The following is a 24,958-nucleotide window of genomic DNA, read 5'->3' on the forward strand; positions in this document are numbered from 1 at the left end:
ATCGTACGAGAATTATTGGAAACCATATGTGGCGACAATCCGCCTAAAATTTCAGCATGCGTACGGTTTCGGTCGCCGCGGGCGATCCCCCTCGTCCCGCTCCGGCTCCCCCTCCGGCTCCCGCCTCCTCGCCGGGGTCCCGGGCGGAGGCCCTCGCCGCCCTGAAGGACTCCACCTCCGTGGGGCTCGGCCTGCTCCCGCTCGGCCTCGCCTTCGGGGTGCTGATCGTCCACGCAGGACTGCCCTGGTGGTGCGCGAGCCTGTTCACCGCCGTCGTCTACGCGGGCTCGTTCGAGTTCCTGCTGGTGGGCCTGGCCGTCGCGGTCACCCCGCTGGCGACCGTCGCGCTGACCGCGTTCCTGGTCAACGTCCGGCATGTGTTCTACGCGCTGTCCTTCCCCCTCGACCGCATACCCGGACCGCTCGGCAAGGCCTACGGCACCTTCGCGCTGACCGACGAGGCCTACGCGCTGACCACCGGTGACCGGGCCCGGTCCTGGTCCGGCGCCCGCATCCTGTGGTTGCAGTTGTTCATGCAGTCGTACTGGGTCGGCGGCGCCACCGTCGGCGCCCTGCTCGGCTCGGCCGTGCCCGACAGCGTCGGCGGCCTGGACTTCGCGATGACCGCCCTGTTCGCCGTACTCGCCCTGGACGCCGTCCGGGAGCGCCGCGGCGACCTGCCCACCCCCGTCCTCGCGCTCCTCAGCGCCCTGGTGGCGCGGCTGGTGCTGCCGGGACAGCTGCTGCTGACCGCGTTCACCCTGTTCACCGCCGCGCTGCTGATCCGGAGCCGCAGCCGCAAGGAGGAGTCCGGTGAGTCCCGTGCCTGACACCCGCTACCTGCTGCTGGCCGTCGCCGTCTCGGCCGCCGTCACCTGGGCGCTGCGCGCGCTGCCCTTCACCGTCCTGGCCTCGCTGCGGGCCAGCAGGACCGTGCAGTACCTGGGCGCCCGGATGCCCGCCGGCGTGATGGTGATCCTGTTCGTCTACTGCCTGCGCGACCTGCCGCTGACCCAGTCCCGCGCCCTGGCGCCCCTGGCCGCCCTGGCCGTCACCGTCGGACTGCACCTGTGGCGCCGCAACGCGTTGCTGAGCATCATCGGCGGCACCGTCGTCAGCGTGGCCCTGGCCAGCACCGTCTTCGCCGGCTGAGCCCTACAGTGGACCGTACAGTCCACTCTGCGGAGGGCGGCTCATGGGCAAGGAACCGACGGCCAAGGAACCGACGGCCAAGGAACCGACGGCCAAGGAACTGACGGCCAAGGGGAAGGCGACCCGGCGCCGGATCGTCGAGGGGGCCGCCGAGGTGCTGCGCGAACAGGGGGTCGGCTCCGTGACCCTGGAGGACGTCATGGCGCGGACCGGCACCAGCAAGAGCCAGCTCTTCCACTACTTCCCGGACGGCAAGGACGAACTGCTCCTCGCCGTCGCGCGGTTCGAGGCGGAGCAGGTGCTGGCGGACCAGCAGCCGTATCTCGGCCGCCTCGACTCCTGGGAGGACTGGGACCGGTGGCGGGACGTGGTCATCGCCCGCTACGAGGCCCAGGGCGACACCTGCCCGCTCGGCTCGCTCTTCCTCCAGGTCGGGCGGTCGACGCCGGGCGCGCGGGCGATCGTCGTCGAGCTGATGCGGCAGTGGCAGGAGAGCCTGGCGGCGGGTATCCGCGCGGTGCGCGCGACCACCGGCCACGGGACCGACGTGGACGTCGACGCACGGGCCGCCGCCCTGCTCGCCGCGATCCAGGGAGGCGTGTCCATCCTCCTGTCGACGGGGCGCTCCGACCACCTCCGCGCCGCCCTCGACCAGGGGATCGCGGACCTGCGCCGCGACCTGGAGCCGGCGGGGGCGGCTACGCCGCGATGACCGCGGCGGTCGTACGGCCGCCGTCCACGTCGAGCACGATCCCGTGCACGAACGACGACTCCTCGGCCGCCAGGTACACCGCCGCGCTCGCGATCTCCTCCGGCGTGCCCATCCGGCCCGCCGGCGTCCCCTTCATCATGGCCGCGGCGACCCCGGCGTTCTCGTCGCCGGCCGCCAGCACCACGCCCGGCGAGATGGCGTTCACCCGGACTCCCCGCGGCCCGAACTCCGCCGCCCAGGCGCGGGTCAGCGTCTCCATCGCCCCCTTGGTGGAGCTGTACAGCGCGCCGACGGGGATGCCGAGCCGCGCGATCCAGGACCCCAGGTTCACGATCGCCCCGCCCCCGGCCTCCGCCATGGCGGGCGCGACGGCGGCCGTCAGGAAGAACGGGGCCTTGACGTTGACCGCGTAGACCTCGTCGAAGGTCTTCTCGTCGGTGGCGGCGGTCGCGTCGCCCGGGTAGACGCCCGCGTTGTTGACGAGCACGTCGATACGACCGCCCAGCACCCGGGTCGCCTCCTCGGCGAGCGCCCGCGAGGCGGCGGCGCTGCCGTCCAGGTCGGCCCGCACGAAGTCGGCACGTCCGCCGAGGGCGCGGATCCCGTCCACCACCTCCGCCCCACGCCCCGCACTCCGCCCCGAGACGACCACATGCGCCCCCTCGGCCGCGAACGCCTCCGCGATCGCCCGCCCGATATTGCTGGTCGCACCGGTCACCAACGCGGTCCTGCCTGCCAGCCGCACACCCATGACCAACCCTCCGTGTCACTCGCTTCCCCGTGGGACGCGACCCACTGTGCGCCGAGGAAAATGGACCGGCAAGTCCAGAAAATTAGCGACGGGCAGGCCGGAAGGGGCGGCTTGTCGCTTCGCCGTCCTTCCGGCTGTCGGTGTCGGTCCGTGGCCCGCGGGTGCCCGGTGCCTGCGAAGGTGATCCAGCAGGTTCCCCGGCCGGTGTCGAGGAGATACCGGATGCGGCCACCGCCGGTCACCTCGATCTGCCACTGCTCGCAGGATTGCCCGCGGTGGGTGCCATGCGCCAGACCGCCCTTGAGGCGGTGGTGCCGAGGTGTCTCGATGGTCGGTCCGGGGTCGGTGCGCAGCGTGGTCCAGGCGCGGTAGGTGTTCTCTCGCGCTTGCTGGGCGAGGTTCTCCCAGCCCTTGGCCGAGGCGCCGTCGGCGAAGCGGACTTCCCCGTGGCCGTCTGGTGCCGGTGGTGCGGCGCGGTCACCGCGGCCCGCGGTCACTCGACGTCCCGAGGGTCCGGTACGGGGCCGTAGTCCTCGCCGTGGTCCCTGGTCAGTGCGGCCAGCAGGTCAGGGTCGGAGTAGACCTCGGCGGTGTGCTGCCAGGCGATGAGCAGCTGCGCGACGGAGGCGCTGTTGCCGACCGCGTCGGCGGCGCGCATGGTGTCGACCAGTTCGACGGCGAAGCCGTGGAGATCCGGCTCGGGCAGGAAGCGGACCCAGGGGAAGGCGTCCGGCAGTATGTCGAGGAGCAACTCCATGCTGCCGGGTTCCCTGCGGGCCATCGCGACCAGCATCCGGGTGGCCGCGGACACCACGGTCCGGTCCTGCTCGGCCCGCGCGGCGGTGGTGAGGACCAGGTGCCATCACACATACGGGTGATCACGCGGCGGTACGTTGTGCCGATGACTGGTTCCCTGCCACCCGGCGGTGCGGTTCTCGGCGCGGCCGAACTGGACGCCCGCTGGGCCGACGCCTGGCGGCCCGCACAGGTCGCGGAGCGGTTGGGCGGGGTCGGTGTGCCCTGGTGTGTCGTGGCGGGCTGGGCGCTCGACCTGTTCCGTGGTGGGCAGTCCCGCCCTCACGGCGACCTGGAGATCGCCGTACCCGTGGCGGGATTCGCGCAGGTCCGCGACCGCTTTCCCGAGTACGCGTTCGACGCGGTGGGTTCAGGGCGCGTCTGGGCGGCGGCGGGAGACGAGGCGCTCGCGGCGACCCACCAGACCTGGGTACGGGATCCGGCGAGCGGCCGGTTCCTCTTCGACGTCTTCCGTGAGCCGCACGAGGGCGGGACCTGGATCTGCCGACGGGACGAGACCCTGCGGCTGCCGTACGACACGGTCGTCGAGCGCACGGCGGACGGCATCCCCTACCTGGTCCCGGAGTTGGTCCTGCTGTTCAAGGCGAAGGAGCCACGGCCCAAGGACCAGCAGGACTTCGACGGGGTGCTGCCGCTGCTGGGCCCCGCGCGGCGGGACGTTCTCAGCGCATGGCTGACACGCATGCACCCCGGACATCCCTGGCTGGCGGGACTGGCCACGCGGTGAGCCCTCACCGCATCGAGCATTCCCATGCCTCCCGGTGATCGGAAACCCACCGGTGCGCCGCCCGGACCTGCCGCACCGCACCCGCGTCACGGAGCCGGGCCATGGCCACGTCCCCCGCATCGGCCTGGGCCTCGATGCCCCGCCGACAACGGTCCTGCCACCACAGGATCGTGGACACGAGAGGTTGCCGGTCCGGCAACCCGTAGCTGTCGGCGATCAGTCTCATGCGCCGGGCCGCCTCCTCGACGTCGGTGACCGAAGGACCCAGATCGAGGTACTGCCAGCAGACGTGAGCGACGTCGTGGATGCGCGCGCCCGGCGCGGCAAGGTCCCAGTCGATGAACGCCGTCGGCCGAAGCTCGCCACCGGACAACTGGTAGACGGTGTTCCTGGGCGCCAGGTCGTTGTGACACACGACCTCTTCATCCCCGGCGAGGGGAGTGCCGGCCGTGAGGTCGTGGAACTCACGCACCAGCCGGGCGACCGTCACCAGACTCTCGTCGGACGACACGGAAGCGGGTTGCCGCGCCTCCCACGCCACATGGCCGTGGAGGTAACCGAGCACGTCACGGCCCTCGTCGTCCATGCCGAGATACCGAGGAGCACCCCGCCAGCCACCGGCTTCGAGCAACCTCAGCAGCTCACCGACGAACTTCGTGCGAGCCGAGGCCGGACGGCGCACGGTGTCCCCGACACGAACGACCGCATTGACGAAACCTCCGGGCAAGGACGACTCCTGCATCCATCCACCCTGCCCCACCAATGCCCCTGAATGCTCGACATTTTGCACAGGCTGACTCCGCCGGCACTGTGGCCCGGGTTTTCAGGTTCGCGGGGGTGCCGTCCGCGCCGGCGGATGCCGAGAGCGGGTTCGGGGGCGCGTGCAGGAGTTACGGCGCGAGCTGCTTGTTCGGTGGTTTCCAGCCGTGGGTGAGGATGTCGAAGATCGCCTCGACGGCGGCCCGGCGGTCCTGTCTGCCGCGAGCGATGGCCGGGATGTCGAGTACGAATCGGGCGAGAGCCATGCACGCGAGGTTGTCGTGGTCCACGCCGAACTCGTCGGCGATGGCTGCGCCGAGGCTGTCGGTGTACCGGGTCCACATGCGTTCGGAGTAGGCGTGCAGCGCCGGCGTGGAGTTCACCAGGTTGGTGAACTCGGCCGCCTGGGGATGCGCGTCGATCGAGGGCCAGGTGTCGAGGACGTGCTGCCGGAGGGCGTCGGGGATGCTCTGGCCGGAGGGCCTCTGCCGTACCACGGCGATCAGTTCCGACTCCCGGTCCTCGTCCTGGTCGAAGACCAGCGCCTCCTTGCCGCTGAAGTGCTTGAACACGGTGGCGGTCGACACGTCGGCGGCGTCCGCGATGTCACGGATGCTCACCCGTTCGTAGCCGCGCTCGAGGAAGAGGTGCAGTGCGGCGTCGGCGATCGCCTGCCGGGTGGCCGCCTTCTTGCGGTCGCGGCGGCTCACAGGGGGCACGGTCATGACTGGAGCCTACCTGATAGTCGAATCTCTCGCTAAGTAGAGTCGTTGCACTTTTCGACTCGCTCTGATTTTATGGGTGTGCGAGTACGTGAGCCGGCGCGTCCGGTCTTCAGGGGCGCCGATGCCTGGCCCCCCTCGCCCCCTCTTCGCCCCTTCTCTTCGCGCTTCTCTTCGCGACCGAAAGGAACAGCCATGAACTCCCCAGCGCCCACCCGAGCCCGCATCAGCATCGTCGGTGCCGGACCCGGCGGACTGACCTGCGCCCGCATCCTCCAGCGGCGCGGTATAGCGGTCACCGTCTACGACCGCGACCCTGGCCCCGACGCACGCAACCAGGGCGGCACCCTCGACCTGCACGCCGACAACGGCCAGCTCGCGCTGCGCGAAGCCGGCCTGCTCGACGAGTTCTTCGCACTGGCCCGCCCCGAAGGCCAGGAAATGCGCCAGATGGACCCGAGCGGCACGATCACGGCCCATCAGGTCCCCGAGGCCGACGAGCTGTTCAAGCCGGAGATCGACCGCGGCCAGCTGCGCGACCTGCTGCTCGACTCCGTGCAGCCGGGAACCGTGCACTGGGGCCGCGCCCTCGACACGATCAGCGGACCCGCCGACGGGCCGCGGCGGTTGCACTTCACCGACGGCACGAGCATCGAGACCGATCTGGTCATCGGCGCCGACGGTGCCTCCTCCCGGGTGCGCCCGGCCGTGTCTCCCGCCGTCCCCGGGTACACCGGGGTGAGCTTTCTGGAGGCATGGTTCACCGACGTCGAGAACCGGCACCCGGACATCGCCGAGCTGGTCGGCCAGGGCGGCGCGCACGCAGCCGACGGCGAGCGCGGCCTGTTCGCCCAGCGCAACAGCGGAAACCACATCCGCGTCTACGTCATCCGACGCGTCCCCGTCGACTGGATCGGCGCGAGCGGCCTGACCGTCGAGGACACCGACGGCATCCGCGCCCTGCTCCTGGGCGAGTACGCCTCCTGGTCGCCCCGCATGCGCCGGATGATCGCCGAGAACGACGGCCCCTACGTCGACCGCCCGATCTTCGCCCTCCCGGTGCCGCACGTCTGGGAGCACAACCCGACGGTGACCCTGCTCGGTGACGCCGCCCACCTCATGCCCCCGCTCGGCGTCGGCGTCAACCTCGCCATGCTCGACGCCTGCGAACTCGCCCTCGCCCTCGCGGACGCCGCCACCGTCGACGACGCGATCCGCGCCTACGAGAAGACCATGCTCCCCCGCTCCACCGAGACGGCCAGGGCCCTCGAAGGCGGCGCCGAACACCTGCTGTCCGCGGACGTGCCCGACTTCGGCGGCGGCGACGACGCCCAGCCCTGAGGACCGGGGGCGGAGCGGAGCCGTCGGTGCCCGCGCCCCAATTGGCAACGTTGTCCCGGTCCGGGTGGGAGCGCTTTCTCTGTGTCTTGCCTAGGGGTTACCTAGGGGATACCTCTAGATGAAGCGTGGCTTCGGCAGTCAGTTTTGTCCGGGCGCCGTCACCTACGTCTCAGTAGATTGCTGCTGCCGCCCCAGAGCGCCGTACCAGCGGATTTTACTTACCTATTGGGCGGCGGGGGTGGGGACATGGAGCGGTCCGAGAGGGCGGCAAGACCTGCCGCCGGGGCAGCGGGCATGAGATGCCAGGTGGACATCGACGGGCAGGGCAGGTTCGGCTGGCGTCTGGTGGCGCCGAACGGGAGATCGGTCGCGGTGTCGCTCACCTCGCACGACACCCACGCCCGATGTCGCGCCGCGTTCCATCGCATGTGCGCGTTGCACTCCCGTACGGGGGGCGGAGTGCAGCACGGTTCCGACGGCGGCGGCTGGGTGTGGGTGGTCTGGGACGACTCCGGCCGTCATCTGGCCGGTTCGGCACGGACGTACGAGCGGCACGCGACCTGCCGTGCGTCCTACGACCGGTTCCGCACGATGATCGCCGAACTGGTATATGCCGGGCCCGAGTTATGGGGCGAGTGAGCGAGGGCTGAGACACAGGTCAACCGGGGCCGTAGCGGCCCTGGTTGGGGGTGAGGCATGCCTGCGCGGCGGGGACCGATGTTGCCCTTAGGGAACCCGTAGTTCACACCTCAGGATGTGCATGTCAACCGATGACACGGAGTGTCGGGACCGTGCCCTCGCTGAGACGAACCAGACAGCCGCAGCCCGTGATCGCGGGCGTCGGCTCCATCGACGCCGAAGCCGACGTCGGCGAACCCGACGTACGCCGACGCCTGTACGCCGACCCCGGGCTGCCCGACCGGGTGTTCCGCGCGGTGCTGCGCTCGGGCGGCGGTCTCGTGCTGGCCGTGATGCTGCTCGTCGGCGGCTTCCTGCTCTACCGGGCCTGGCTGGCGCTGGACAAGGCCGGCTGGTCGTTCCTGACCACCGCCGAATGGGAGCCCGGCAGCGGGAAGTTCGGCATCGCCGCCGTCATCGTCGGGACCATCCTGATCGCGACCGTCGCGGTGCTCGTGGCCGTGCCGCTCGCCACCGGCGCCGCGCTGTACATCGCCGAGTACGCCTCGCCCCGGCTGCGCCGGACACTGATCAGCGTCGTCGACCTGATGGCCGCCGTGCCGTCGGTGGTCTACGGCCTGTGGGGCGTGTTCTTCCTCCAGGACAAGGTCCTGCCGATCGCCCGCTGGATCTCCACCTACTTCGGCTGGATCCCCGTCTTCGACGTGCAGGGCGCCGACCCGAACGACCCGCTGGCGCCCGAGAGCATCTACACCTCCTCGACGTTCATCGCGGGACTCGTCGTCGGCATGATGATCGCGCCCATCATCTGCTCGATCATGCGCGAGGTCTTCTCGCAGGCGCCCGCGGGCGAGCGCGAGGGCGCCTACGCGCTCGGGGCCACCCGCTGGGGCATGATCCGCAGCGTGGTGCTGCCCTTCGGGCGCGGCGGGATGATCGGCGGCACGATGCTCGGGCTCGGCCGCGCGCTGGGCGAGACGATCGCCGTCTTCATGATCATCTCGGTGACCTTCTCGGTCCAGTGGCACATCCTCCAGTCCGGTACCAGCTCGGTCTCCTCGCTGATCGCCCTGCGCTACGGCGAGGCCAGCGAGTTCAGCATGTCCGCGCTGATGGCGGCCGGATTCTCGCTGTTCGTCATGACGCTGATCGTCAACTTCGCGGCCTCCTCCATCGTCGCCCGCTCCCGCTCGGGCGCGGCGAGCGACGCGTGACGAGCCCCGCCTCCCCGGTATCGCCACCCCCCACGGCGCCCGCAAGTCCCCCACGCCACACAGGTACGCCACACAGGAATGAGCGACCATGACCGTTGCCCCTGAAGCGCCCGGCGCGCGTCGGGCGACCGGACGTCCGGGCACCACGCTGCCGGGCCCGGCCCGCGGCGCCGATCCGGCCGGTGAGCGCCGCCGCGCCCTGACGCAGCTGCACGCCACCGACGTGTACGCCATGGTCGGAGCCGCCACCGCCGCGCTGTCGATCACCTGGCTGCTGTTCCACTGGCTGCTGCCGTTCAACGGCGCCGTCGGCTTCGTCGTCGTCGCGTACGTCCTCTTCCTGCTGGTGTACGCCCTGCTGGTCTCCTTCGACGAGGACGGGCCCGCGATCGTCGACCGGATCGCGGCGGCGATCGTACGGTCGATGGGTCTGCTGCTCGTCGTGATCCTCGCGTTCGTCGTGTTCTACGCGCTCGTCCAGGGCCGCAAGGCGCTGGTGCACCTGAACTTCTTCACCCAGAGCATGGAGCTGGCCGGCCCGCTGGAGCCGCTCAGCGTGGGCGGCGCCCTGCACGCGGCGGCCGGCACCCTGATCATGATCACGATCGCGCTGCTGATCACCGTGCCGGTCGGGCTGGTCTGTGCGGTGTTCCTCAACGAAGTGCCCGGCGCCTACGCCCGGTTCGTGCGGACCATCGTCGAGGCGATGACGGCGTTGCCGTCGGTCGTCGCCGGTCTGTTCATCTACGCCACCGTGATCCTCGGCCTCGGCCTCGACCAGTCGGGACTCGCCGCCGGCCTCGCCCTCTCGGTGATGATGCTGCCGATCATCATCAGGGCCGCCGACGTCGTCATCCGGCTGGTCCCCGGCACCCTGCGCGAGGCCAGCTACGCGATGGGCACGAGCCGCTGGCGCACCGTCTGGCACGTGGTGCTGCCGACCTGCCGCTCAGGTCTGACGACCGCCGTCATCCTCGGCACCGCGCGCGGCATCGGCGAGACCTCCCCGGTCCTGCTGACCGCGGGCTTCACCAACGAGCTCAACCTCAACCCCTTCCACGACCCGATGGTCTCCCTGCCGCTGGTCACCTTCGAGTTCGTCAAGTCGCCCGAGCCGAACATGATCTCGCGCGGCTTCGGTACGGCGGCCCTGCTCATGGCGCTGGTGCTGCTGCTGTTCGTCGCCGCCCGCATCGTCGGCGGCCGGGGCCCCGGCCATCTCACCCGCCGTCAGGAACACCGGCGCGTCCTCGCGTCCCGGCGTGACGCGCGTCGATTCGCCGAGCGCCGCCCGAAGGCCGACCTCGTCACCACCCCTGTCGCATCCGATTCCGGGAGTTCGTCGTGAAACCCGCCACTCGTTTCCGTCTGGCGGCCACCGCGCTGTCACTGGTGTCCCTGCTGTGTGCCCTGCTCGCTTTCCAGCCGCAGCCCGCCGCCGCGGCCTCCTACGCCAAGATCACCGGCTCCGGTTCCACCTGGAGCTCCAACGCCGTCCAGCAGTGGGTCCGCAACGTCAAGGCCAACTACGGCATGACGGTCAACTTCACGGCCAACGGCTCCTCCCAGGGCCGTGAGCAGTTCAAGAACAACACCGTCGACTTCGCGGTCTCCGAGATCCCCTACGGCCTCAAGGAACAGGGCGTCACCGACACCCCGCCGAGCCGCGGCTACGCCTACATGCCGATCGTGGCCGGCGGTACGGCGTTCATGTACAACCTCAAGATCAACGGCAAGATGGTGACCAACCTCCGGCTGTCCGGGGACGTCGTCACCAAGATCTTCACCGGGAAGATCACCCGCTGGAACGACCCCGCGATCGCCGCCGACAACCCGGGCCTGACCATGCCGGCCCGCGCGATCGTCCCGGTCGTCCGCTCCGACGGCTCCGGCACCAGCGCCCAGTTCACCATGTGGATGTCGAAGCAGTACGGCTCCCTGTGGGCCGACTACTGCTCGCGCACCGGCCGCGGCAGCGGCAACTGCGGCATGACCTCCAACTACCCGCTGCTCAGCGGCTCCGCGATGATCGCCAAGTCCGGCTCGCTCGGCGTCTCCGGCCATGTCCGCCAGCCCTCCGGCGAGGGCGCCATCACCTACGTCGAGTACTCCTACGCCAAGAACACCGGCTTCCCCGTGGCCAAGGTGCTCAACAAGGACGGCTACTACGTGGAGCCGACCGCCGCGAGCGTCGCGGTCGCGCTGACCAAGGCCGAGATCAACGAGAACAAGTCGTCGGCCAACTACCTGACCCAGATCCTCGACGGCGTCTACACCAACGCCGACGCCCGCACCTACCCGCTGTCCAGCTACAGCTACATGATCCTTCCGACGAAGGTGGAGTCCGGCTTCACCGCGGCCAAGGGCAACTCGCTGGGCACGTTCGGCCGTTACTTCCTCTGCGACGGACAGCAGCAGGCGGACGACCTCGGCTACTCGCCGCTGCCGAAGAACCTCGTCCAGGCCGGCTTCGACCAGCTTCGCAAGGTCCCCGGCGCGCCCACCGACTCCATCAACATCAACACCTGCCGCAACCCCACCTTCTCCGGCGGGGTCAACACCCTGATCAAGAACGCCCCGTACCCCAAGTCCTGCGACAAGAAGGGGTCGACGCAGTGCACCACCGGCACGGCCGGCGCCGCGGGCACCGACACCCCGGTGAAGCCGGGCGCCACGGGCGGTAGTTCCTCGGGCGGCTCCGGGTCCGGGTCCGCGTCCGGCGGTTCGTCGTCCGGCGGTTCCGCCGCCACCGGCGGCAGCGGCACGGGCGGTACGGACACCAACGGTGACGGGAAGTCCGACTCCACTGCCGGCGCCGCGGCCGGCGGCACCTCGGGGGCGAGCGTCGACCCCGACACCGGCGAGGTGGTCAGCGGCGACGGAGCGAGCACCGGCGACACGAACGTGGCCGCCAACCCCGTCGCCCTCGCCGCCGACAACAGCCTCGGGATGCGCGGCGCCCTGATGGCGCTGTCCGCGGTCCTGCTCGTCGCGGTGGTCGTGGGGCCACCGCTCACCGCGCGGCTGCTCGCGGGACGTTCGCGCCGCCGTAAGGGGGAGCTGTGATGAGACCGTCGACGACGACACGGATGTCGCCCGGTCGGCGCCGGGTGACCGCGGGGGTGGGGTGCCTCCTCTCCGCGCTGGTGCTGGCGGTGCTGCCGCTGCCCAGAGGGGCGGACCAGGCGCGGGCGGCCACGGCGGAGAGCTCGGCCGTGACCAAGAGCGGGGCGAAGGGGGTGTACGGGGACGACTTCTCGGATCTCAAGGTCACCGTGCACCAGACGAAGGACCTGACCGGGCAGGGCGTGCGGGTGACGTGGACGGGCGGGGAGCCGTCCACCAACTCCGAGACCAACTTCCTGTCGGTCATGCAGTGCTGGGGGGACGCGGACTCCGGGCCGGACCGTACGCAGTGCGAGTTCGGACTGGCGGCGGGCGGGCAGAACGGGGACGGCCGGGCCGTGGCCCAGGGCGACACCTCGGGCCATGACCCGCTGGAGTCCGACTCCTCCACCCCGGTCGACAAGAACGGCACCCACTATGTGCCGTTCCAGCCGGTCGAGGGACAGGGGGACCCCACCGCGGGCCCCACCGACACCACGTACTTCACCGACGGGGACACCAACGCCGACCCGTTCATGCCGAACGACGGGGACGGCGGCGGCGACATCTCGTTCGAGCTGAAGTCGGCTGTGGAACAACCCGCCCTGGGCTGCGGCGCCCGCACCACGTCGGCCGGCGCCATCCAGCCGTGCTGGCTGGTGGTCGTGCCCCGCGGCACCCACGACCCCAACGGGCGGACGCACACCGGGGGTGCCCAGGTCACCTCCTCGCTCAGCCGGTCGAACTGGGACCAGCGCATCGTGTTCCGGCTCGGCTTCGCGCCGATCGCGGACAACTGCGACCCGGACAAGCCCGAGCGCGGGATCATGGGGTCCGAACTGGCCACCGACGCCATCACGTCCTGGCAGACCGCGCTGTGCAAGACCGGGACCTACCGGTTCAACTTCACCCAGTCCGGCGAGGGGCAGGCCAGGACCGCCGTGACCTCGGGCGACTCGGAGGCCGGGCTCGCCCTGACGGTGGATCCCGTCGAGCCGGTCGACGGGCAGGCCCAGGTGGTGCACGCGCCGGTCGCGGTGAGCGGCCTGACGATCGGCTTCGTCTGGATGTACACGCACACGACCGGAGAGGGCGACGACCTGCACAACGAGCAGCTGCCGCTGACGGAGCTCAAGCTCAATCAGAGACTGCTGGCCAAGGTGCTCACCCAGTCCTATCCCTTCAGCGTGACCCAGCCGAGCGACGGCGTTCCCGACTACCTCGCCGGCAACCCGGAGTCCATCGTCAAGGACCCTGAATTCCTCAAGCTGAATCCGGGTCTTGAGGGCCAGGCGGCCGTCAACGCCCCGCTGGGTCTGGCCGTCACCGCGGACAACACCGATTCCGCCCGACTGGTGTGGAAATACATTCTGGCGGACTCCGAAGCGAAGGAGTTCATCGAGGGGAAGAAAGACCCCTGGGGAATGAAGGTGAACCCTGCCTACAAGGACGGGGTCATATCGGATTCCCTGGATTTCTTCCCCAAGACGGATCTCACGCCCACACAGGTCGTCTGCCTCACCGGCAACGTGACGCGCACCGCGCAGGACGTGGTCCCCTATGTCAACGACATGCACGACGGGGCGCTGAAGGTACGCCGCGGTTCCATCGGCACGGCGTACACGTGCGCGTCGGGCGATCCGCTGCCGAGACTGTCGGCCGAACCCCGTCCGATCCCCACGAACCAGCGTCAGTACGGCATCGTCGACAACGCCTCCGCGGTGCGCTACCAGCTGGGCGCCGCCGCCCTGCCGAACGCCGACGGGGACTACGTCACGCCGACCGACGCGTCCCTGCTCAAGGCGGTCGCCGAGATGCCCGACTCGGACGTGGCCGGCGTCAAGGCGTCCGACCCCGCGAAGATGAAGGACGGGGCCTACCCGCTGACCGCCGTGGTCTACGCGGCGGCCTCGCTCGACCAGGCCGAGGGCGCCCGGCAGGACTACGCCAAGGTGATGCGGTACGCGGCCGGCGCGGGACAGACCCAGGGCACCGCGAAGGGTGAACTGCCCTACGGATACGCCCCGTTGCCCGCCGCCATGCGCACGCAGGCGAAGCAGGCGGCCGACCGGCTGGAGAAGGGCGTGACCGACGCCGACGGGTCCTCCGGCGGCACGTCCTCGGGCGGCGGCGACCTGAGCGGTACCGGCGGTGGCGGCGCGGCCGGCGGAGGTGTGACCGGCGGCACCGGCGGCGGTTCCGCCGGGACGTCGGGCGCCGCGGCCGGTGGCACGGGTGCGACGGACACCGCCCGGCCCTCCACCGCCCCGAGCGAGACCGACCCGGCCAAGCAGAACGTGGCCCAGTCCGGCGGCTACACCCCGTCGGAGGTGCTCGGGCTGATCCGCTGGGTACTGCTCGGGGTCCTCGTCGCGGGCGGAGCGGCGGCCCTTTCCGGGCCGGTGATGCTGCGGCTGTCGGTGCGCGGGGCGGCCTCGACGAATATCCCTGGAGGAAAACCCGAGTAATCGTCGGATTCCCGTTTCCGGGGCGTATCCGGGCCCAGGGAACGGGAATCCGCACACCGCCTGGTGAGTTCCCTTGGTTTCACCTAGGTAAGAGATTCGTAACCTGATGACCGGCTGGATTTTGTGGTCGCCGGTTCGAGTCTGCGGAATTGTTCTGCGTGGCCGGCCGACGGGTCGGTGGCGAAAACAGAATCCGGATTTGCTTGCACGTCCATTGCTCGATCCGTTTCAACGGAGGAGAAATCAAGTGAACGTCAAGTCCCGCGTGCGTATCGGTGCCGCCGTCGGTACGGTCGCCCTGGGCCTCGGTGCCCTGGCCGCTCCCGCCGCCTACGCCGACCCGAGCTCGGCCACCGACTACCGTCAGCTGGCCGGTGTCGGTTCCGACACGACCCAGGACGTGATGAACGCTCTGGGCAACGCGATCACGAACAGCAACGGCAAGGTCATCGCCTCGTGGAACGCCACCGGCACCTCCACGATCACGACCAAGGCCACCGGCAGCTGCACGATCAACCGCCCCGACGGCTCCGGCGCGGGCATCACCGCGCTGAACACCGCTGTGGACGGCGGCACCGGCTGTGTGGACTTCGCCCGTTCCTCGCGTGGCCCGAACAACACCACCACCACGGACCTGACCTTCATCCCGTACGCCAAGGACGCCGTGTCCTGGGTGAAGCAGTCCGGCAGCGCGCTTCCCGACAACCTGACGACCGCGCAGCTCCAGGCGATCTACACCTGTAGCCTGACCTCGCTCAACGGTGTCACCCTCACCCCGATCCTGCCGCAGTCGGCCTCGGGCACCCGCGCCTTCTTCCTCAGCTCCATCGGCGTGACGACCCCCGGTTCCTGCGTCACCACGAACTCCTCCATCCAGGAGAACGACGGCTCGGTCATCGACAGCGCGGGCGACATCTTCCCGTACTCCGTGGCCCAGTACACCGCCCAGGAGACCGCTACCGTCGACGACCGTCGTGGTGACGCCGTGCTCGGCTCGGTGAACGGTGTGGGTCCGCGGAACGAGGACGACCTCTCGCTGAACCTCTCCTTCCCCTACCTCCGGAACGTCTACAACGTCGTCCCGACCGCCAAGCTGTCGGACGCGCTGATCGCGGACACCTTCGTGGGCACCGGCTCCAAGGTCTGCGCGAACACCAGCACCATCACCGACTACGGCTTCGGCACCCTCGGCAGCGACTGCGGCAGCACGACCCTCAAGGGCGAGAGCTGATCACCGTCCCATAGCCGCACAACGGCCGGGCACCCCATGGGTGTCCGGCCCTGTCGGCGTATTCATCCACAACCCGGACCCAGACCCCGCGGGGGGACCACCACATGAATCACCGTCTCGCACAACTCAGATCACCGGTGGCGCTGCTCACCGGCATCGCCCTGCTGTGCGCCGCCCTGGCCGGGGTCCTCGCCTTCTCGGGCCGGGCCCATGCCGCCACCCAGCTCGGCAAGTTCACGATCACGCCCACCACGGGCAGCATCTCGACCTACCCCATGATCACGTCGGTGACGACGACCGCCGGCTGCCCGGACGACACCGCGGGCAAGGCGGCCATCCTCAAGGTGTTCAACCCCACGAGCGACACCACGCAGGCCACCCTCGGCCAGGGCGTCACCAAGATCGTGGCCGGCTCGGGTCCCTTCACGACGGACATCACGACCCTGGCCGCCGCGAAGAGCCTGGAGACGCGGCTGCGCACCTGGATCCCCGACGGATCCCTCGACGGCACCTACACCCTGGGGCTGGGCTGCGGCGGCGGCACCGACGTCCCGGTCTTCCTCGCCAAGGTCCGGATCTCCGGCGACACCTGGACCCTGCTCGAACAGCAGGCCACGACGCTCGCGGTGAGCGCGACCACCGGCGTCGCCGTGGGCGGCGACCTCAAGCTCACCGCCACGGTGCTGCCCGCCGCGGCGGCCGGCTCCGTGGAGTTCAAGAACGGTGACACCTCGCTCGGCACGGCGCAGGTCACGGACGGCACGGCGGAACTCACGGTCAAGGCGCCGGCGATCGGCGGCCCGATGCCCTTCACCGCCTCGTTCACGCCCACCGACGCAGACTCCTACTCCAGCGCCGAGGCCGGTGGCACCGCGAACATCGACTACGTCGTCTCCGCCAAGGACGCCGACGGCACCGCCCTCGGCGACAAGCCGACCCTGTCCATCGGGCAGAAGGTGAAAGTCACTGCCAAGGGCTTCACGCCGGGGTCCGCCGTGGCGGTGACCCTCAGCCTGGCCACCAACTCCGACCTGGGCAGTGCGACCGCGAACGCCGACGGCACCGTGGCCGACTACGCGTTCACCGTGCCCAACGCCCTGACCAACGGCGACCACGCCCTGCAGTTCTCCGAGAAGTCGGGCATCTACGCCGCGTTCAACTTCGTCAGCACCGACGCGGACACCTCCAGCCCCAGCCCCACCGAGAACCCCGACCTCACCGTCACCGACGAGGACGGCAACACCCTCGACACGAACCCGAGCCTCGAAGCCGGCCAGAAGGTGAAGATCACCGCCCGCGGCTACACCGCGAGCGCCGCGGTCAAGGTCGCCCTCGCCGACAGCGACGCGACGTTCGACGACGCGAAGGCGGACTCCGACGGCACCGTGAAGGACTACGCGTTCACGGTCCCCAAGGACATCGCCGACGGCGACCACACCCTGACCCTCGCCGAGGACAGGACCGACGGGCACAGCGTCGACTTCGCGTTCACCACCGGCTCGGACGACTCCACCGGGTCCCCCGAGCCCAGCGCCTCCGCCTCGGACAGCAGCGGCACGGACACGGGCGGTACCGGCAGCGGCGGTTCGGACACCGGCGGTTCCACCGGCGGTGACACCGGCGGCTCCGGCAGCGGCGGCGGCTCCATGGCCGCCACCGGTGCCCAGGTCGGCGCGATCGGCCTGGCCTCTCTCGCGTTCCTGTCCGCCGGTGGCGCCCTCGTGCTCCACATGCGCCGCAAGGGCCTGCTGACCTTCGGCGGCGACACCCCGCAGCACCGCTGACCGACCGACCGTCCGACCGTCCGACGGATCGGCCCGGGGGCACACGCCGACGTGTCCCCGGGCCCGCCCGTTCACCCAGGACCCGCCAGAGAACCCTCCGCTTCGAGGAGCGCACCCCGTGACCACCCTCGCCCCACCCTCGGCCGGCGCGTCGGCGCCCGCCGACGGACCGCCCGACCCGCCGCCGCCCCCGCCGACCACCGAGCCGCGCCGCGAGACCCCGCGGCCCCCCGCCCGCCCCGGGCTCGCACTCGCCGGGGCGGCCCTGTGCGTTCTCGCCGCCGTGCTCCTCGGCTTCGCCGCGAACCTCACGATCGTCGGCCACCTCCAGCACGCCCGCGACCAGCAGACCGCCTACGACGAACTCCGCAAGGAACTCGCCCTGGGCACCGCCCCCGTCGGCCAGCGGGACTACGAGGGCAAGCTGCTGAAGCCGGGCGCGCCCGTCGCCCTGCTGCGCATCCCCGCCCTCGGTCTCAAGGAGGTCGTCGCCGAGGGCACCACCTCCGAGGTGCTGATGGCGGGGCCCGGGCACCGCAGGGACACCCCGCTGCCCGGCCAGGCCGGCACCGCGGTGATCATGGGCCGCCAGTGGGGATACGGCAGCCCCTTCCACGACCTGCACCAGCTGCCCGTCGGCAGCCGTATCGAGATCACCACCGGCCAGGACAAGTCGGTCTACGAGGTCACCGGCGTCCGCCGGGCCGGCGACGAACTGCCCGCCCCGGTCGCCGAGGGGCAGGGACGGCTCACCCTCATCACCGCGACCGGGGCGCCGTACACCCCGAGCGGGGTGCTCCGGGTCGACGCCAGACTGGTCACGGCCGTGCAGCCCAACCCGCCGCGGGACCTGCGGGCGGGCTGGATCGCCGACTCCGAACAGGCCCTCGGCACCGACTCCGGTGCCTGGCTCGGCGTCTTCCTGTGGACCCAGGGCCTGCTGCTCGCCTCGCTGCTCGCGGTGGTCGCCTTCCGCGTCTGGGGCCGCTGGCAGACCTGGATCTGCGCGGGCCCGCTGCTGCTCGCGCTGGGCCTCGCCGACTCCCAGTCCCTCACGGCACTGCTGCCCAACCTGCTCTGACACCGCTCCGAACCACCGGCCTCCGCACGGAAGTTGACCCACCGCATGTCCGAGAACACCGATCTTGTCGACACCGTCGTCCAGCCGCCCGTCGAGAGCGTCGGCGGCGGCGGACCCCGCTTCGGGGACGGCCCCGCCTCCCTGCGCGCCGACGCCGTCTCCGCCTGGTTCGGCGACCACAAGGTCCTCGACCGGGTCTCGCTCACCATGCCCGCACGCCAGGTCACCGCGCTCATCGGCCCCTCCGGCTGCGGCAAGTCGACCTTCCTGCGCATCCTCAACCGGATGCACGAGCTGATCGGCTCGGCCTCGCTGGCCGGGCGGGTCCTCCTCGACGAGGTCGACATCTACGACCGCGGGCGGCGCATCACCCACGCCCGCCGCGAGATCGGCATGGTCTTCCAGAAGCCGAACCCGTTCCCGGCGATGTCGATCTACGACAACGTCGTCGCCGGCCTCAGGCTCAACGCCATCAAGGTCGGCCGCGACGGCAGGGACGATCTGGTCGAGGAGTGCCTCACCAAGGCGGGCCTGTGGAAGGAGGTCCGGGACCGGCTCCGGCAGCCCGGCGGCGCGCTCTCCGGCGGCCAGCAGCAGCGGCTGTGCATCGCCCGCTCGCTCGCCGTACGGCCCCGCGTGCTGCTGATGGACGAGCCGTGCTCGGCGCTCGACCCGACGTCCACCCGCCGGATCGAGGAGACCATCCACGACCTCAAGGACGAGGTGACGATCGTCATCGTCACCCACAACATGCAGCAGGCCGCCCGCGTCTCCGACACCTGCGCCTTCTTCCTCGCCTCGCACGGCACGCCCGGCGTGATCGTCGAGCACGGCGACACCCACGCGATGTTCAACTCGCCCCAGGACGAGAGGACCTCGGACTACGTGAACGGACGTTTCGGGTGACGGGGGCGGGAGGCGGACGGGTCACCGGGGCGCTGGCGGCGGTGCTGCTTCTCGCCGGGTGCGGGGCCGGGACGGGTACGGGGGCAGGGGCAGGGGAGAGGAACGGGGGTGGGGGTGGGGCGCGGGTCCCGGACACCGCTGACCGGGTGGCGACGCCCTCGGCGTCGACGACGCCGTCGCGGTCGGCTCCGTCCGTCTCCGCCTCCCTCGCGCCGCCGGTGCGCCGTGCCCCGCGGTCCGGTACGCCTCGTCCGTCGGCGAGCGCGGGGGGCCGGGTGCCCGGCCCGGACCTGTCCAGCAGGGTGCCCGTCACGTCGTCAAGCCGTCCTGCCGCCAGTGCGCCGGCCTCGAAGGTGCCGGAGGTGCCGAAGACCCCGCAGGCCGCGACCGGCACCACCATCCGGATCGGCACCTGGTCCGCGGGCGTGATCCGCGGCGGGCAGGACGAGGTGGACGCCTGCCAGGACGCCGTGCAGTGGGCGGGCCCCAACATCGGCACCGAGGACGGCTACGCGATGCGGACCGTCGTGATCGTCGGCCACGACTACTGCGGGTTCGACCTGTTCGCCACGTTGCGCGTCGGCACCCGGGTCACCATCGGCACCCCGCGCGGCACCTGGAGCTACACCGTCTACGCCCACTACGTCACCCCGGGCCGCGGCGCCCCGGCCGCCGGGCTCTACTGGGGCGACCTCACCCTCCAGTCGTGCGTGGGTCCCGACACCGGGTTCAGCTACCTCGTACGGGACTGACCGCTCACGGCGCGCTCGGCCACACCAGGAGCATGTACGCCCCGCAGTACGCCGAGCCCGCGATCGCCGCCGTCAGGGCGAGTACGCGTACCCGCGTCGAGGCGCGGGCCAGATACCCGGCGAGCGGCAGCAGGAGGGGGAAGCCGGGGAGGAGGAAGCGGGCGCGGGGGAAGTAGACGCCGCCGCTGGCCGCCACGATGACCAGCAGGACCGCGCTGAAGACGAGCAGCGGGAGCGGCTGCCGGTCCGCCGCGGCCAGTCCGAACAGGACGACGGAGGCCAGCATGGTCAGGCTCACCACGACCAGGAACAGCTCCGGGCGCGAGACCTGCCCGAACAGGTGCCGCAGCCAGCGCAGCGTCTCCGCGCCGCCGTCCAGCTCGTTGTGCCACATCCGCTGCACGGCGAAGTAGCCGTCCCAGCGGTGGAGTCTGACGCCCACCCAGCCCACGTACGCGCACCAGCCGAGGGGGGCGACCAGGGCCGCCGTCAGGGCGCGGGGCGAGCGGTGGGTGCGGAGCGAGAGCAGGGCGGCGACGGTGACCGCAGCGGCCACGGCGATGCCGGTCGGCCGGGTCAGGCCGGCCAGGACCGAGCCGGCCGCCGCGTACAGCCAGCGCTCGGTCAGCACCGCGTACAGCGTCCACGCGGCGAACGCCGTGAACAGGGACTCGGTGTAGCCCATCCACTGGACCAGTCCGACCGGGTACGCCGCCCACAGCACGGTGAGCAGGACGCCGACCCGGCGGCCGGCCAGCCGGTCGCCCACCGCGAACACGCCCCAGGCCGCGAAGAGCGAGGCCAGCCACGACAGGACCAGCCCGGTACTGGCCCGGGTGCCCGGGGTCAGCACCGCGACGGCCTTGACCAGGAGCGGGTACAGCGGGAAGAACGCCAGGTTGTTGTGGTCGTACGCGGTACCGAGTACGTGGACGTACCCGTGGTCGGCGATGCCGAGGTACCAGCGGGAGTCCCACTGGGTCGCCAGCATCGGCCACACCCCGTGGTGCCGCCGGTGCGCCCAGACGGTGAGGACCAGCAGCCCCGTGAGGCGTACGGCCAGATACGCGGCGAGCGCCGGAGCGGCCCGGCGCAGGGCGTGGCGGGGGACGGTCACGGCGGGGAGGTGGGGTCGTCGGGTGCCCGGGATGTGCCCGTGGGGGGCGGTGTCGGGGGCGGTCGGGGACACGGCGGCGGCTCCAGTACGACGGCTGTTTCGGCGGGGGTTACCCGTTCACCGTTTCCCGGCCGCCGGGGCGGTGCGTGGAGCCCGCGTCAACTGCCGCCGGGAAATCACCCGATGGGGTGCTACGGACTCGTACATGGGTCAACGAAAAGGTTTAGTCCAGTCGGTATTCACCGGCCGCTGCCAGCCTCCGGGCCATGACGCCTCCCCTGAACACGCCCCGCATGGGCATCCCCGCCGAACTCGCCGACCGGCTCACCATGCCCGAGCGCCACGAGTACCTGCGCCGCGCGCTGTCCCGGCGCGGCCTGCTGCGGTCCGGCGCGGTCGCCACGGTCGCGAGCGCCGGGCTCGCCGCCGCCGCGGGTACCGCCGGTGCGGCCGGCTCCGCCGGTGCCGCCACACCCGACCTGATCACCCGTTCGGCCACCGAGACCGTCGACGGCGCGTTCGTCGCCCCGTTCGGCAGACACCTGACCTACGGCGCCGACCCGCGCACCCAGATGCGGGTCTCCTGGCAGGTTCCGCTCCCCGTCCGCAACCCCTACCTGCGGGTCGGACTCAGCCCGCTCGACCTCGGCCACCGGGTGCGCGCCGAGGTCCGCGACCTGTTCACGCCGGCCGGGGTCGGCAAGAGCGCCGACATCGACCAGTACTACGTGCACGCGGCGCTGGACGGGCTGCGGGCGGGGACGACGTACTACTACGGCGTCGGGCACGACGGGTTCGACCCCGCCGGTCCGGGGGCCGCGCACAGCGTGTACTCCTTCACCACCGCTCCCGCCGACCGTGCCGTCCGGCCGTTCACCTTCACCGCGTTCGGCGACCAGAACCCGAGCTACACCTCCATCGGCCTCAACGCCCTGGTCCAGGCCCAGAACCCGGCCTTCCACCTGCACGCCGGCGACATCTGCTACGCCGAGGAGACCGGCCACGGCCTGCCCGCGGACAGCAGCAGCTACGACGCCCGGCAGTGGGACCAGTTCCTCGCCCAGATCGAACCCCTCTCCAGCCGGGTGCCGTGGATGGTCGCGTTCGGCAACCACGACATGGAAGCCTGGTACTCGCCCAACGGATACGGCGGCAACGAGGCCCGGTTCACCCTGCCCGGCAACGGGTTCGACCCGGCCAACGCGCCGGGCGTCTACTCGTTCGTGCACGGCAACGTCGGCGTCGTCTCGGTCGACGCCAACGACGTGTCGTACGAGATCCCCGCCAACCTCGGCTACAGCGGCGGCAGGCAGGCCGCCTGGCTCGACAAGCGGCTCGGGGAGCTGCGCCGGGATCCCGGTGTCGACTTCATCGTGGTCTTCCACCACCACTGCGCCTACTCGACGACCAGCTCGCACGCCTCCGAGGGCGGGGTGCGGGAGCAGTGGGTGCCGTTGTACGAGAAGCACCAGGTGGACCTCGTCGTCAACGGGCACAACCACGTCTACGAGCGGACCGACCCGGTGGTGCGGGACCAGGCCGTGCGTGCGCTGCCGATCGGCGGGACGCACGAGCCGGTGCGCGGCGGTGTCGTGTACGTGACGGCCGGCGCGGGCGGGGAGAGCGTCTACAGCTTCCCGGTGGCCGACAGCTACGAGGGGAACGAGGACGAGGTCGGGGACGTGCCGACCTACTACACCGGCTCCGCCGGCAAGGTCACCGAGAACGTGGACTGGTCGCGGGTGCGGTACACCGGGTACTCGTTCATCCGCGTCGACGTGAAGCCCGCGCACCGGGGCGGGACGGCCACGCTGACCGTGCGGGCGCTGGCCGCGACGGGCGCGGAGGTGGACCGGTTCACGGTCGCGCGTCGCGCGTAGGGCGGGTTGAGCATCGGGTGGGGTGCCCCGGGTCCGGGGGCACCCCCTCGGTGCGTCAGATGCCGGCCGCGGCCGACAGGTCGTGCTTGATCGCCGCGAGCAGGGCGGTCGCGGTGGCGCGGGCCGACGGGAGGCCGGTGTGCGCGGCCACCGGGACCACCACCTCCAGGTAGCACTTCAGCTTCGGCTCGGTGCCGCTCGGGCGGACGACGACCCGGGCGCCGGTGAGGGTGTAGCGCAGGCCGTCGGTGGGGGGCAGCCGGTCCGTGCCCCGGGTGAGGTCCTCGGCCTGGGTGACGGGGAGGCCGGCGAGTTCCGCCGGGGGGTGCTCGCGGAGGCGGCGCATCGCGTCGGCGATGACGGAGAGGTCCTCGACGCGGACCGAGAGCTGGTCGGTGGCGTGCAGGCCGTGTTCCACGGCGAGGTCGTCGAGGAGGTCGAGGAGGGTGCGGCCCTCCTCCTTGAGGACCGAGGCCAGTTCGGTGATCAGGAGGGCCGCGGTGATGCCGTCCTTGTCGCGGACGCCGTCGGGGTCGACGCAGTAGCCGAGGGCCTCCTCGTAGCCGTAGCGCAGGCCGTCGACGCGGGCGATCCACTTGAAGCCGGTGAGGGTCTCCTCGTAGGGGAGGCCCGCCTTCTCGGCGATGCGGCCGAGGAGCGAGGAGGAGACGATCGACTCGGCGAAGACGCCTCGCGCGCCGCGGCGGACCAGGTGGGCGGCGAGCAGGGAGCCGACCTCGTCGCCGCGGAGCATGCGCCACTCGCCGTCCTGCTTGACGGCGGCGGCGCAGCGGTCGGCGTCCGGGTCGTTGGCGATGACCAGGTCGGGGTCGGTCTCGCGGGCCTTCGCGAAGGCGAGGTCCATCGCGCCGGGCTCTTCCGGGTTGGGGAAGGCGACGGTCGGGAAGTCGGGGTCCGGGTCGGCCTGTTCGGCGACGAGGGCGGGGGCGGGGAAGCCGGCGCGGGCGAAGGCGGCGAGGAGGGTGTCCTTGCCGACGCCGTGCATGGCCGTGTAGACGGTGCGGGCGGTGCGGGGGGAGGCGGGGGACAGGACGGCGTCCGTGCGGGCCAGGTAGGCCTCCAGGACGGTGTCGTCGAGGGTTTCCCAGCCGGTGTCGGGGCGGGGGACGTCGTGGAGGGTGGTGACGGCCTCGATCTCGGCGGCGATCTCCGCGTCGGCGGGCGGGACGATCTGGGAGCCGTCGCCCAGGTAGACCTTGTAGCCGTTGTCGCGGGGCGGGTTGTGGCTGGCGGTGACCTCCACGCCGGCGACCGCGCCGAGGTGCCGTATGGCGAAGGCGAGGACGGGGGTGGGGAGGGGGCGGGGGAGTACGACGGCCTTCAGGCCGGCGCCGGTCATGACCGCGGCGGTGTCGCGGGCGAAGTCGGCGGACTTGTGGCGGGCGTCGTAGCCGACGACGACGGTGCCGGTGCCCTGGCCGTGGGCCTTCAGGTAGGCGGCGAGGCCGGCGGCGGCGCGGATGACGACGGAGCGGTTCATGCGCATGGGGCCGGCGCCGAGTTCGCCGCGGAGGCCTGCGGTGCCGAACTGGAGGGTGCCGCTGAAGCGGGCCGACAGTTCGGTGAGGTCGCCGGCCTCGATGAGCTTGGCGAGCTCGTCGCGGGTCTCCGGGTCGGGGTCCTCGGTCTGCCAGGCTCGGGCCCGGGCGATGAGATCGTCGTGCACGGTCGTCGTCCAACCTCTCGTGGTGTGCCTGCGGCGCCTGTGCTGCTTCGGCGGGGGTGCGCGTAGCGCCTACGGGTGGTTCTGGGTCGGTGCCGGGGCGGGAAGTCCCCGTCC

General features: G+C 71.3%; 22 protein-coding genes. 16 read left to right on the plus strand and 6 right to left on the minus strand.

Annotation, left to right across the window (positions count from 1 at the left end; genetic code table 11):
• The first annotated feature begins 179 nt into the window (after positions 1-179).
• From AB0D74_RS32610 to AB0D74_RS32620, 3 genes are read left to right on the plus strand one after another with little or no spacing between them, the layout of a single operon-like run.
• Positions 180-830, plus strand: a complete 651-nt coding sequence (locus AB0D74_RS32610) for an AzlC family ABC transporter permease (protein WP_362595173.1) — start codon at positions 180-182, stop codon at positions 828-830.
• The gene (locus tag AB0D74_RS32615; protein ID WP_362595175.1) at positions 823-1,152 is read left to right on the plus strand and encodes an AzlD domain-containing protein; all 330 of its coding nucleotides are present in this window, start codon (positions 823-825) and stop codon (positions 1,150-1,152) included. The genes AB0D74_RS32610 and AB0D74_RS32615 overlap by 8 nt, the downstream gene beginning before the upstream one ends.
• A gap of 43 nt (positions 1,153-1,195) precedes the next feature.
• Positions 1,196-1,864, plus strand: a complete 669-nt coding sequence (locus AB0D74_RS32620) for a TetR/AcrR family transcriptional regulator (RefSeq protein WP_362594980.1) — start codon at positions 1,196-1,198, stop codon at positions 1,862-1,864.
• Here the strand turns inward: AB0D74_RS32620 and AB0D74_RS32625 are convergent.
• On the minus strand, positions 1,851-2,615 hold the full coding sequence (locus AB0D74_RS32625; RefSeq protein WP_362594982.1) for an SDR family oxidoreductase: 765 nt from the start codon (positions 2,613-2,615) through the stop codon (positions 1,851-1,853). The genes AB0D74_RS32620 and AB0D74_RS32625 overlap by 14 nt on opposite strands.
• A gap of 493 nt (positions 2,616-3,108) precedes the next feature.
• A complete protein-coding gene (locus AB0D74_RS32630) occupies positions 3,109-3,426 on the minus strand; it encodes a hypothetical protein (RefSeq protein ID WP_362594984.1) in 318 nt (105 codons plus the stop codon).
• 90 nt (positions 3,427-3,516) lie between these two features.
• Between AB0D74_RS32630 and AB0D74_RS32635 the strand changes: the two genes are divergently transcribed.
• The gene (locus AB0D74_RS32635; RefSeq protein ID WP_362594986.1) at positions 3,517-4,158 is read left to right on the plus strand and encodes a hypothetical protein; all 642 of its coding nucleotides are present in this window, start codon (positions 3,517-3,519) and stop codon (positions 4,156-4,158) included.
• Positions 4,159-4,162: 4 nt separating this feature from the next.
• On the opposite strand, the gene AB0D74_RS32640 is transcribed toward AB0D74_RS32635, so the two are convergent.
• Positions 4,163-4,900 (minus strand): phosphotransferase, encoded by a 738-nt coding sequence (locus tag AB0D74_RS32640; protein WP_362594988.1) that lies wholly within the window; start codon positions 4,898-4,900, stop codon positions 4,163-4,165.
• 148 nt (positions 4,901-5,048) lie between these two features.
• Positions 5,049-5,642, minus strand: coding sequence for a TetR/AcrR family transcriptional regulator (locus AB0D74_RS32645; RefSeq protein ID WP_362594990.1), 594 nt, complete (start codon positions 5,640-5,642; stop codon positions 5,049-5,051).
• Positions 5,643-5,834: 192 nt separating this feature from the next.
• Here AB0D74_RS32645 and AB0D74_RS32650 point away from each other — a divergent pair, with 192 nt between their 5' ends.
• The 11 genes from AB0D74_RS32650 to AB0D74_RS32700 all read left to right on the plus strand — a co-directional run bounded on the left by AB0D74_RS32650 (position 5,835) and on the right by AB0D74_RS32700 (position 20,160).
• Complete coding sequence (locus tag AB0D74_RS32650; RefSeq protein ID WP_362594992.1) at positions 5,835-6,980, plus strand: NAD(P)/FAD-dependent oxidoreductase; 1,146 nt, start codon at positions 5,835-5,837, stop codon at positions 6,978-6,980.
• 294 nt (positions 6,981-7,274) lie between these two features.
• Positions 7,275-7,619: a hypothetical protein gene (locus AB0D74_RS32655; protein WP_362594994.1), complete on the plus strand. Its 345-nt coding sequence runs from the start codon at positions 7,275-7,277 to the stop codon at positions 7,617-7,619.
• Positions 7,620-7,771: 152 nt separating this feature from the next.
• Complete coding sequence (gene pstC / locus AB0D74_RS32660) at positions 7,772-8,833, plus strand: phosphate ABC transporter permease subunit PstC (RefSeq protein ID WP_362594996.1); 1,062 nt, start codon at positions 7,772-7,774, stop codon at positions 8,831-8,833.
• 88 nt (positions 8,834-8,921) lie between these two features.
• Positions 8,922-10,181, plus strand: a complete 1,260-nt coding sequence (gene pstA, locus AB0D74_RS32665) for a phosphate ABC transporter permease PstA (protein WP_362594998.1) — start codon at positions 8,922-8,924, stop codon at positions 10,179-10,181.
• Positions 10,178-11,899 carry a phosphate ABC transporter substrate-binding protein PstS gene (pstS, locus tag AB0D74_RS32670; RefSeq protein ID WP_362595000.1) on the plus strand — a complete coding sequence of 574 codons (1,722 nt, stop codon included), beginning with the start codon at positions 10,178-10,180 and terminating at the stop codon, positions 11,897-11,899. Before pstA ends, pstS begins: the two co-directional genes overlap by 4 nt.
• Positions 11,899-14,406, plus strand: a complete 2,508-nt coding sequence (locus AB0D74_RS32675; protein WP_362595002.1) for a hypothetical protein — start codon at positions 11,899-11,901, stop codon at positions 14,404-14,406. Before pstS ends, AB0D74_RS32675 begins: the two co-directional genes overlap by 1 nt.
• Before the next feature lie 247 nt (positions 14,407-14,653).
• Entirely contained in the window at positions 14,654-15,637 is a 984-nt protein-coding gene (locus AB0D74_RS32680) for a substrate-binding domain-containing protein (RefSeq protein WP_362595004.1), read from the plus strand.
• Between the two features lie 104 nt (positions 15,638-15,741).
• On the plus strand, positions 15,742-17,421 hold the full coding sequence (locus AB0D74_RS32685) for a hypothetical protein (RefSeq protein ID WP_362595006.1): 1,680 nt from the start codon (positions 15,742-15,744) through the stop codon (positions 17,419-17,421).
• Positions 17,422-17,539: 118 nt separating this feature from the next.
• The gene (locus tag AB0D74_RS32690) at positions 17,540-18,502 is read left to right on the plus strand and encodes a class E sortase (protein ID WP_362595008.1); all 963 of its coding nucleotides are present in this window, start codon (positions 17,540-17,542) and stop codon (positions 18,500-18,502) included.
• Between the two features lie 45 nt (positions 18,503-18,547).
• Positions 18,548-19,408 (plus strand): phosphate ABC transporter ATP-binding protein, encoded by an 861-nt coding sequence (locus AB0D74_RS32695; RefSeq protein ID WP_362595010.1) that lies wholly within the window; start codon positions 18,548-18,550, stop codon positions 19,406-19,408.
• Positions 19,409-19,770: 362 nt separating this feature from the next.
• Entirely contained in the window at positions 19,771-20,160 is a 390-nt protein-coding gene (locus AB0D74_RS32700; RefSeq protein WP_362595012.1) for a hypothetical protein, read from the plus strand.
• Between the two features lie 4 nt (positions 20,161-20,164).
• Here AB0D74_RS32700 and AB0D74_RS32705 read toward each other — a convergent pair whose 3' ends face one another.
• Positions 20,165-21,349, minus strand: a complete 1,185-nt coding sequence (locus AB0D74_RS32705; protein WP_362595014.1) for a hypothetical protein — start codon at positions 21,347-21,349, stop codon at positions 20,165-20,167.
• 221 nt (positions 21,350-21,570) lie between these two features.
• Between AB0D74_RS32705 and AB0D74_RS32710 the strand changes: the two genes are divergently transcribed.
• A complete protein-coding gene (locus AB0D74_RS32710) occupies positions 21,571-23,157 on the plus strand; it encodes a metallophosphoesterase family protein (protein WP_362595177.1) in 1,587 nt (528 codons plus the stop codon).
• Positions 23,158-23,212: 55 nt separating this feature from the next.
• Here the strand turns inward: AB0D74_RS32710 and AB0D74_RS32715 are convergent, their stop codons facing one another.
• Positions 23,213-24,844 carry a phospho-sugar mutase gene (locus AB0D74_RS32715; protein ID WP_362595016.1) on the minus strand — a complete coding sequence of 544 codons (1,632 nt, stop codon included), beginning with the start codon at positions 24,842-24,844 and terminating at the stop codon, positions 23,213-23,215.
• Positions 24,845-24,958: the final 114 nt, after the last annotated feature.

This window comes from Streptomyces sp. NPDC048278, assembly GCF_040652195.1.
In the GTDB taxonomy this organism is placed as follows: domain Bacteria; phylum Actinomycetota; class Actinomycetes; order Streptomycetales; family Streptomycetaceae; genus Streptomyces.

Bases quoted from the DNA above. Each gene is read 5' to 3' on its own strand.
- AB0D74_RS32620 (WP_362594980.1), top strand. From the start codon at position 1,196: ATGGGCAAGGAACCGACGGCCAAGGAACCGACGGCCAAGGAACCGACG.
- AB0D74_RS32625 (WP_362594982.1), bottom strand. From the start codon at position 2,615: ATGGGTGTGCGGCTGGCAGGCAGGACCGCGTTGGTGACCGGTGCGACC.
- AB0D74_RS32635 (WP_362594986.1), top strand. From the start codon at position 3,517: ATGACTGGTTCCCTGCCACCCGGCGGTGCGGTTCTCGGCGCGGCCGAA.
- AB0D74_RS32640 (WP_362594988.1), bottom strand. From the start codon at position 4,900: ATGCAGGAGTCGTCCTTGCCCGGAGGTTTCGTCAATGCGGTCGTTCGT.
- AB0D74_RS32645 (WP_362594990.1), bottom strand. From the start codon at position 5,642: ATGACCGTGCCCCCTGTGAGCCGCCGCGACCGCAAGAAGGCGGCCACC.
- AB0D74_RS32650 (WP_362594992.1), top strand. From the start codon at position 5,835: ATGAACTCCCCAGCGCCCACCCGAGCCCGCATCAGCATCGTCGGTGCC.
- AB0D74_RS32655 (WP_362594994.1), top strand. From the start codon at position 7,275: ATGAGATGCCAGGTGGACATCGACGGGCAGGGCAGGTTCGGCTGGCGT.
- pstA (WP_362594998.1), top strand. From the start codon at position 8,922: ATGACCGTTGCCCCTGAAGCGCCCGGCGCGCGTCGGGCGACCGGACGT.
- AB0D74_RS32675 (WP_362595002.1), top strand. From the start codon at position 11,899: ATGAGACCGTCGACGACGACACGGATGTCGCCCGGTCGGCGCCGGGTG.
- AB0D74_RS32685 (WP_362595006.1), top strand. From the start codon at position 15,742: ATGAATCACCGTCTCGCACAACTCAGATCACCGGTGGCGCTGCTCACC.
- AB0D74_RS32695 (WP_362595010.1), top strand. From the start codon at position 18,548: ATGTCCGAGAACACCGATCTTGTCGACACCGTCGTCCAGCCGCCCGTC.
- AB0D74_RS32710 (WP_362595177.1), top strand. From the start codon at position 21,571: ATGGGCATCCCCGCCGAACTCGCCGACCGGCTCACCATGCCCGAGCGC.